Annotated in this window: 1 protein-coding gene; it reads right to left on the bottom strand. The window is 60.0% G+C overall.

The window, feature by feature from the left end; genetic code table 11:
• Positions 1 to 410: VCBS domain-containing protein (locus KO533_RS22445; RefSeq protein ID WP_219256195.1), on the bottom strand; the 410-nt coding region annotated here is incomplete at both ends.

A 410-nucleotide genomic window follows, 5' to 3' on the forward strand; every position in this document is an offset into this window, starting at 1 on the left:
TCGTTCGCGCCGACAATGGTGATGGTCACGGTGTGGCTGGCGGTGCCATCGGCACTGGTGACTGTGATATCACGGGTCAGGGTTTCACCCGCCTTGAGTGACTGCACGTCGCTGTGGCTGTTGTTTAAGGTGTAGGTCCAGTTACCGTCGGCATCAATGCTGAAGAAACCGTAGTTGCCATCGGCGACATTGGTTTGCACTTGGAATACCGCTTCGCCGTTGTCGACGTCGGTGACGGTTAAGGTGCCGGCCACCGTTTGTACTGTGCCTGGCAGGGTGTCGGAATCGCCGTCTTCGGTGACGGTGCCGGCATCGCTGTCGCCGTTACCGACCGTGATGTCAGCGGGATCGTTCGCGCCGACAATGGTGATGGTCACGGTGTGGCTGGCGGTGCCATCGGCACTGGTGAC

The sequence above is a fragment of the Shewanella sp. NKUCC05_KAH genome (genome assembly GCF_019345585.1).
GTDB classification, from domain to species: Bacteria; Pseudomonadota; Gammaproteobacteria; order Enterobacterales; family Shewanellaceae; genus Shewanella; species Shewanella oncorhynchi.